Annotated in this window: 8 protein-coding genes and 1 pseudogene; 4 read left to right on the top strand and 5 right to left on the bottom strand. The window is 66.5% G+C overall.

All coding sequences use genetic code 11. From position 1 onward, the window contains the following. The first annotated feature begins 3 nt into the window (after nucleotides 1-3). The gene (locus BZY54_RS15920) at nucleotides 4-960 is read left to right on the top strand and encodes a VOC family protein (RefSeq protein WP_086725853.1); all 957 of its coding nucleotides are present in this window, start codon (nucleotides 4-6) and stop codon (nucleotides 958-960) included. A 76-nt stretch (nucleotides 961-1036) separates the two neighbouring features. Next, nucleotides 1037-1957, top strand: a complete 921-nt coding sequence (locus BZY54_RS15925) for a fumarylacetoacetate hydrolase family protein (protein ID WP_086725854.1) — start codon at nucleotides 1037-1039, stop codon at nucleotides 1955-1957. A 69-nt stretch (nucleotides 1958-2026) separates the two neighbouring features. On the opposite strand, the gene BZY54_RS54755 is transcribed toward BZY54_RS15925, so the two are convergent. After that, entirely contained in the window at nucleotides 2027-2155 is a 129-nt protein-coding gene (locus BZY54_RS54755; RefSeq protein ID WP_279634685.1) for a hypothetical protein, read from the bottom strand. Between the two features lie 198 nt (nucleotides 2156-2353). Here BZY54_RS54755 and BZY54_RS55440 point away from each other — a divergent pair, with 198 nt between their 5' ends. Both BZY54_RS55440 and BZY54_RS15940 read left to right on the top strand, forming a co-directional pair. Then, complete coding sequence (locus BZY54_RS55440; RefSeq protein ID WP_143668063.1) at nucleotides 2354-2704, top strand: Zn-ribbon domain-containing OB-fold protein; 351 nt, start codon at nucleotides 2354-2356, stop codon at nucleotides 2702-2704. Nucleotides 2705-2839: 135 nt separating this feature from the next. Further along, complete coding sequence (locus BZY54_RS15940; protein WP_208640671.1) at nucleotides 2840-4132, top strand: MFS transporter; 1293 nt, start codon at nucleotides 2840-2842, stop codon at nucleotides 4130-4132. Nucleotides 4133-4496: 364 nt separating this feature from the next. Here BZY54_RS15940 and BZY54_RS15945 read toward each other — a convergent pair. The 4 genes and pseudogenes from BZY54_RS15945 to purU form a co-directional block, all read right to left on the bottom strand. Next, nucleotides 4497-4889: pseudogene (locus tag BZY54_RS15945) on the bottom strand (TetR family transcriptional regulator C-terminal domain-containing protein); the annotation flags it as partial. A gap of 234 nt (nucleotides 4890-5123) precedes the next feature. After that, on the bottom strand, nucleotides 5124-6023 hold the full coding sequence (locus tag BZY54_RS15950) for a bifunctional 5,10-methylenetetrahydrofolate dehydrogenase/5,10-methenyltetrahydrofolate cyclohydrolase (protein ID WP_086725858.1): 900 nt from the start codon (nucleotides 6021-6023) through the stop codon (nucleotides 5124-5126). A 76-nt stretch (nucleotides 6024-6099) separates the two neighbouring features. Continuing rightward, nucleotides 6100-6270: an aldehyde dehydrogenase family protein gene (locus BZY54_RS55445; protein WP_107419726.1), complete on the bottom strand. Its 171-nt coding sequence runs from the start codon at nucleotides 6268-6270 to the stop codon at nucleotides 6100-6102. 45 nt (nucleotides 6271-6315) lie between these two features. Then, nucleotides 6316-7188, bottom strand: a complete 873-nt coding sequence (purU, locus tag BZY54_RS15955) for a formyltetrahydrofolate deformylase (RefSeq protein ID WP_086725859.1) — start codon at nucleotides 7186-7188, stop codon at nucleotides 6316-6318. Nucleotides 7189-7301: the final 113 nt, after the last annotated feature.

Consider the following 7301-nt stretch of genomic DNA (forward strand, 5'->3'; position numbering starts at 1 on the left):
CCCATGAGCAGCAGCACCGAGCAGCAGACCGAAGAGACCGCGACGGCGCCCCCGTCGAAGGCCACCGACTCCCCCGTCCGGGTCTCGCGCCTCGGCTACGTCTCCTTCGAGACGCCGGACGTGGCCCGGCTGATGGAGTACTACACGAAGGTGCTCGGCTTCGCCCTCGTCGACGACTCGCCCCAGCAGGCCTTCCTCACCACCGGGGCCGACCACCATTGCGTGATCATCAACAAGGCTGAGGTCGTCCGCGGGCGGTCGATCGTCGGCTACGAGATCCGCGAGAACCTCGACGACGCCCAGCGCCGCCTCAAAGAGGCCGGGATCCACGGCGAGCGGCGCACCGACATAGGACCGGGCACGCCCGACGTGCTGGTGCTGACGGAGCCCGAGACGGGTACCACCTTGCACCTCTACGAGGACCAGCAGCCGAGCGGCGTGGAACCCACCTTCGATCACCGCCCCAGCAAGCTCGGGCACGTGGCCGCGTACACCACCTCGACCGGCAACATGCGCTCCTTCTACCAGGACGCCATGGGCTTCCGCTGGTCCGACTCGATCGGCGACTTCTTCGTCTTCCTGCGCTGCAACGCCGACCACCACGCGGCGAACTTCATGCAGAGCGACACCATGTCCGGCATGCACCACATCGCCTACGAGGCCAGGGACCTCGCACATCTCCAGACGATGATCGACAACCTGGCCAGGCACAACTACCGGCTGTACTGGGGGCCGGGCCGGCACGCCGTGGGTCACAACATTTTCACGTACCACGAGGACCCCGACGGCAACCACATCGAGCTGTTCACGCAGCTGGACGTGATGCTCGACGAGGAGAAGGGCTACTACGAGCCGCGGCCGTGGCACGAGCACTTCCCCATGTGCCCCACCACCTGGGAGGCGGACATCGCCGCCATGAACCTGTGGGGCCCTATCCCGCCCGGCGTGATCAAGCGCTGAAGGCCGAGACGACATTCCTGGAGCCCGGCCGAAGCCCGGTCGGGCTCCCACGCCCTCACAGAACGGACTGAGCAACATGCCGAGTTGGAGTCTCACGACCTGCCAGGCCGGAGCAGCGGCGCCCGGCTCCCGGGTGGCGGCGATCCGCCGCGCGGACGGGCGGTTCGTCATCCCGGACGTCCTGCGGAAGTACGACGGTCTCCTGGAGGCGCTGAACGATTGGGACACCGTGGCGCCGCTGCTGCGTGACCTGGAGCCAGACGAGCTCGAACCGGCGAACGTGGTCGAAACCCTCTCTCTACGCCATCCGCGCAAGCTGCTGTGTGTCGGCGCGAACCACCGCGATCACGTGGCGGAGATGGGTGTGCAGGAGATTCCGGACGGGACCCGGCCGTACTTCTTCACCGTCCCGCCGACCACGACGATGGTCGGCGACGGCGAACCGATTCTCATCCCCGAAGGCCCCGCACTGCGCGTCGACTGGGAGGCCGAACTGGCCGTCGTGATCGGCCGCGGCGGCCGCGACATAGCGCCGCACGAGGCACTGCACCACGTGGCGGGCTACGCCTGCTTCAACGACATCACCGCGCGCGGCCTGCTACGCCGCGAAGTCGCCCTCGCGGCCCCGTTCGCCTGGGACTGGCTGGGCTCCAAGGGGCTGGACACCTTCTGCCCCATCGGCGCGGTCACCCCTGCCTGGCAGGTGCCGGACCCCGACGACCTCACCATCCGGTGCCTGGTCAACGGCGTCGTGAAGCAGGAGGCGAGCACCGAGAACCTCATCACCGGCATCGCCGAGCTGGTGGCAGCAGCCAGCGCCAGCTGGACTCTGGAGCCGGGAGACGTCATCGCCACGGGCACTCCAGCCGGCGTGGGACAGTCCCGCGGCGAGCAACTGTCGGCAGGCGACGAGGTACGGGTCGAGATCACGGGGCTCGCTCCACTCCACAACCCCGTCCGGCACCGCAGCCCGAGCCCACTGGTGAAGAAGCCATAACCACCGCGCGCCGCTCCTCCACTCAACTCGAGCTGGCATCACCGCTGCCGACATCGACGTCGCTGAGCTCTACGCCAACTCCACCGAGATGACCATCTGCACGTCGAACAGTTGGGTCTCACCGCGGCAGGTGCGTCGCCGGCTGGTCTCCGCGATGGCTAGTTCTGCCTCGATGGCCGTGTTCCGGTCAATACCCACGGGAGCAACGTGTCCCAGGGGCAACCTCGCGGGAACGGACATGACGTCGAGGCTGCCCAGCAATTCCTCTCGGGAGGCGTACGCGACGACTTCTGCACCGGTCCTCGCCGCCACAACCGCTCTCACTGTCGGCAGGTGCGGGATCCCGTATAGCCCTGGTATCCGGTGAGTCGGGAGACACCGGCCTGATCTTGGAACGTGCAGCACGAGCACACCAGCGCACCACGTGCCGCAGCCAGTTACAGACAGGCACCGATTCGGACCTGCTGCCAAATCGAGCGCCTGATGGGCCGGCGTTGCGCTGCTTGCGGGCCCTTCCGATGGCCGCCGCGCGAGCACTGCGCGTCCTGTCACACCGCTGCACCCCAGTGGGTCGAGGCGCCAGGAGCCGGCACGGTGGTCGGGTTCGATGTCGTCCATCGTGTCCCGCTCCCGGCCTCCGCCACAGACACCCCGTATGCGCTGGCCACGTCAGTCTGGACTACACCGCAGGAGAAATGGTGCCGCTCTCGGGCCTGCGGAGCAGCGAGTGGTCGGACGTGGCGGTAGGCCAATGGGTGACGGCCCGCTTCAACTATCGAGCGGACGGCGTCGTCCTGCCCGAACTACAGCCCGCGTCTGCGGGCTGATCTGCATCCCTCCACGGAAGGCCTGACAATGACCACTTCACAGACAACCTTGACGGTGCAGCAGTTCCTCGACTCACATCCGGTGAGCCGGCGTCAGCGACTCATCATATTCCTGCTGATGATGGTGATGGTTTTCGAGGGCCTCGACCAGATCATCGCCGCCCAGGTGTTCCCTCAGCTGATCCACGAGTGGGGTACGTCTGTCTCGTCCATCACAGAGATTGTGACCGCGTCCTCGCTCTCCTTGGCCGTCGGCTCTGTCGTCGCGGGTCCGATCACAGACCGCTTCGGACGCAAGCCCCCGCTGATCGTCGGGATCCTGCTCTTCGGCGCGGGTACCGCGGCTATGGGGCGACTATCACAAGACGTCATCGTATTCGGCGCGCTGCGTTGTGTCGCCTGTATCGGGCTCGGCATCACAGTGGTTGTGACCATGGCCCTCACAGCCGACTTGCTGCCGACTGCTCGCCGCAGTCAGATGATGGTACTCGTCTTCGCGGGCGTAACCCTTGGTTCTCTGTTCGGCAGCCTTCTGGCCGCGGTCGCCATCGAGCCGCTCGGCTGGCGGGCCGTCCTGGGAATTTCTGGCCTGCTGCCGCTCCTGTTGATCCGTCCCATCACACGACTTGTGCCGGAGTCCCCCACCATTCTTGTGGCACGCGGTCGCACCGACGCGGTTCGCTCAGCGCTTCAGACTCTGCTCCCGGGTAGCGACGCCTCCTCAGTCGACCTTTCCCTGTCCGAGAGCGAAGAGCACCTGGTCCGTCCGACGGCAATCCTCGGCCGCATGTACATAGCCCGAACCCTGCTGATCTGGCTGCTGTTTCTCGCCGCCTACAGCGTGCTCACCGTCCTCTTGCAGTACACCCCGATGCTGCTGCAAGCGCCGGTCCCGGGTTTCACCACGGCTCAGAGCGGGCTCACCATGACCGTCTTCAGCATCGGTGGGCTCGTCGGCGGGCTCTCGGTGTCCTTCGTACTCAAGCGAGTCAGCCGATTCGCCACCCTTTCAACGGTGCTGGTCCTCGCGGCCGCTGTGCTGTTTGCCATCGCTCTGGTCCCGACTGGTTTCGTCACCCTGATGGTTGGTTTCCTGTTCCTTGGCCTCACCTTCAGCTCGGCAACATCGTCGCTGGCCACGGTCGGAGGTCTCGCGTATCCGACCGCGCTGCGGGGCACAGGCCTCGGAGCCGCCAACACCGCCGGCCGGGTGGGCACGCTCGTCGGCGGTCTGGCAGGCGGAACGCTCATCACATCTGGACTGAACGTCAGTGAAATCTCCGCCATTCTCTCAGCGCCTGTGCTGGCCAGCGCGCTCTGCATCGTTGCCCTCAGAGCTCTCACGTAATTGCGGAAGCGTCCCGTACACGGCCGGTGTCCGGCCGGATGGCGACGAGCCCAGCACTCGCAGGGGATCCGCGCATCCTTCTCCGTTGGACGGGCCATCACCGAGCCGGCCCGCCAGGCCATTCGTCACCTGCCCGAGCCCCTCTGGCATCCCGCCCTTGGAGAGGACGGATCCCTGCGCGAGGGCGCCCAGGTGGCTGAGCTTCCACAGGGGCCGTGTTCGCCTGCTTCCAGGACCCACCACCGACGTCAAACCAACAACTGAAGCTGGGACGAGCCGGCAAACACCGGAGCCCTGACGCGCACCCTGACGCATAGCGGGTTCTGCTCAAGCAGACGGCGAAGTCCGCTTTGTCGGACAAATCTCAGTCGCTCGCGCCGAGAGTCTGCGCAAGTGCGTCGAGGGTCACGTCGACGATGGCGCGCAGCTGCTCCGTGCTCGTTCCGGCTCTGCTCATGACGGCGAGGGACTGGTTCACGGCCGCAAGATGGGTCGCGAAGGACTCGGCCGCCTCGTCGTGCAGTCGGCCGGCCTTCAGCGCGGCGCGCAGCCGGGTGTGCTGGAAGCCGATCGCCTCCCGTGCATGCGCCGCGACGCTCGCGCTCAGCCCTGGGATCGCCATGACGGTTTGGGCCACCAGGCATCCGTCGGGCAGACGGGGGTCCGCGATGCGTTCCAGGGTGACGTCGAAGAACGCCCGCGCGGCTGCCAGGGGCCCATCGGCGGCGGTTCCCAGTCGGGCCACCACTCGGTCGAGTGCCCTCGCTCGGCAGAATGCGGCACGGCGGGCCTCATAAGAGACGAAGCCGTACGCCCACCGCCCGTCGAAGGTTGCCGCCTCAACCGGACCGTCATTCGGCTGCCCGTGCGATGACACGCACTGCCGGTCTGCAGTCAGGCTGAAAACGCTTCGTCCGTGTGTAAGCACGCGGCGCCCGTCTCGCAATGCCGGGCTTCCGACTCGGGACTTGCAGGTGAAGGAAATACCTGTTCAATGAGTGCTCGCCTTCGCTTGGCTCCGGGTTCTGCCCGCAGTTCCCGATGCCTTTTCTGCGGCGGTGACGACGTTGCGGAAGAGCATCGCGACCGTGGTGGGGCCGACGCCGCCGACCCGCGGGGTGATCGCGCCCGCGACCTCGGCACAGGACTCGTCGACGTCGGGCAGCAGGCGCTTGCCGGAGTAGCGGACCCCACCGCCGATCACGGTCGCCCCGGGCTTGACGTGCTCGGGCTGGATGATCCCCGGCACGCCGGCGGCGGCGATGAGGATGTCGGCACGCCGTGTGTAGCGTTGCCAGTCCGGGACGCCGGTGTGCACCACAGTGACTGCGGCGTTGGCTGTGGGCCGCTTCTGTGCGAGCAGCATGGCGAGGGGACGGCCGAGGGTGGCACCACGTCCGAGAACGACGACCTCCCGGCCTGACACCGGGATCTCGTGGAACGCCAGCAACTCTTCGATACCTGCGGGGGTGCAGGGCAGCGGACCGGGCAGTCCGACGGCGAGTCGGCCCATGTTCATCGGGTGCATGCCGTCGACGTCCATGTCCGGATCCATCTCGCTCAGCGCAGCGTCATAGGAGAGGTGGCCGGGGATGGGGTACTGGATCAGCACCCCGTTGACCTTCGGGTCCGCGTTGTAGCCGCGGATGACCTCGAGAAGTTCGTCCTGCGCGACGTTCTGCGGCAGGTGGACATGGGGGGAGTCGATGCCCAGATCCGCAGCTTGCCTCTGCTTGATGCGGATGTAGCCGGCCGACGCGTCGTCGTCGCCGACCAGGACCGTGGCCAGACTCGGGGCGAAACCTGTGGAACGCAGGGCATCGATGCGGGATCGGACATCGCTCAGGATTCGCTCGGCTACGGGCTTGCCCGGGAGCATTCGAGCAGTCATGGGAGTTCCTCACGATTCGGCTTCCCGGTGGCGTGACCGTATCCGGCCCCGCCACCGGTGTGGGACTTGCTTGATGTCACAGAACGACGAAGCAGGTCTTCTCCTGCCTGTAGGACTGGAGGCCACTCAGTCCGAGTTCGCTTCCCAGTCCGCCGGCTCCACGGCCGCTCCAAGGCAGGGGAGGCTCCGGGCTGCCCCATGAGTTGATCCAGACGGCGCCGACACGCGGCTGTCGCGCGACCTGCACCGCAGGCGTCGATCGACTTCAGAAGGTCCTCGCCGTATGGTGCGATCAGAAGACAATGGTCTGATTGCCGTTGAGGACAACTCGGTCCTGGGCGTGCCACAACACGGCCCGGGACAGCACCTGGCGCTCGACGTCGGCGCCTCGACGGGCATAATCCGCAGCCGTCTCGGCGTGGCTGACCCGGACCACGTCCTGTTCGATGATCGGGCCCTCGTCGAGGTCTTCGGTGACGTAGTGTGCCGTCGCCCCGATCAGCTTCACCCCGCGGTGCTTCGCCTTGGCGTAGGGACCCGCACCGATGAAGGCCGGCAGGAACGAGTGGTGGATGTTGATCACCGGCACACCCACCCGGTTCAGGAACTCCCCGGACAGGATCTGCATGTAGCGGGCCAGGACGACGAAGTCGACATTGCCTGCGAGCAGCTTGACGATCCTGTCCTCAGCCGCGGACTTGTCCGCCCCAGCGGAGGGGACATGGAAGAACGGGACCCCGAATCCTCGCACGTCATCTGCGGAGGTGGGATGGTTCGAGATCACCATGGGCACGGTCACAGGCAGCTCGCTGCGCCGATGGCGCCATAGCAGGTCGAGAAGGCAGTGGTCGGACTTGGACGACAGGATCGCCATCCGCTTCGGCACAGACTGGTCCGTAAGACTCCAGCGGTAACCGTCGGGGGCCAGAAGGTCGTTGAGCTGGGACTCGAGATCCGGACGGGCTGCGGAGAATTCGGAACGGTGGAAGACCACGCGCTGGAAGAACAGCCCGCCCGAGGGATCGTCCGTGTACTGGTCGAGGGAGACGATGTTTCCCCCGTTGCGTGTGACGAGCGCGGTGACGTCAGCGATGATGCCCGGCCGGTCCTTGCCGTCGACGATGAGGCATGCGTGATCCTGCAGCTGTGAGAGTGCCGTGGTCATCCTCATCTCACTTCCTGGCTGATCGGGCGTTGGATATCCACTCCGACGTGGCCACCAGGCCGCCGAAGGTGTAGAAGTGCAGCCGCACGTCACCTAGTGCCGCATCAGGCAAC

The organism is Streptomyces carpinensis (genome assembly GCF_002154505.1).
Lineage (GTDB): Bacteria > Actinomycetota > Actinomycetes > Streptomycetales > Streptomycetaceae > Streptomyces > Streptomyces carpinensis.

Coding starts and splice junctions, on each gene's coding strand:
- BZY54_RS15920 (WP_086725853.1), top strand. CDS start 4: ATGAGCAGCAGCACCGAGCAGCAGACCGAAGAGACCGCGACGGCGCCC.
- BZY54_RS15925 (WP_086725854.1), top strand. CDS start 1,037: ATGCCGAGTTGGAGTCTCACGACCTGCCAGGCCGGAGCAGCGGCGCCC.
- BZY54_RS15950 (WP_086725858.1), bottom strand. CDS start 6,023: ATGACTGCTCGAATGCTCCCGGGCAAGCCCGTAGCCGAGCGAATCCTG.
- purU (WP_086725859.1), bottom strand. CDS start 7,188: ATGACCACGGCACTCTCACAGCTGCAGGATCACGCATGCCTCATCGTC.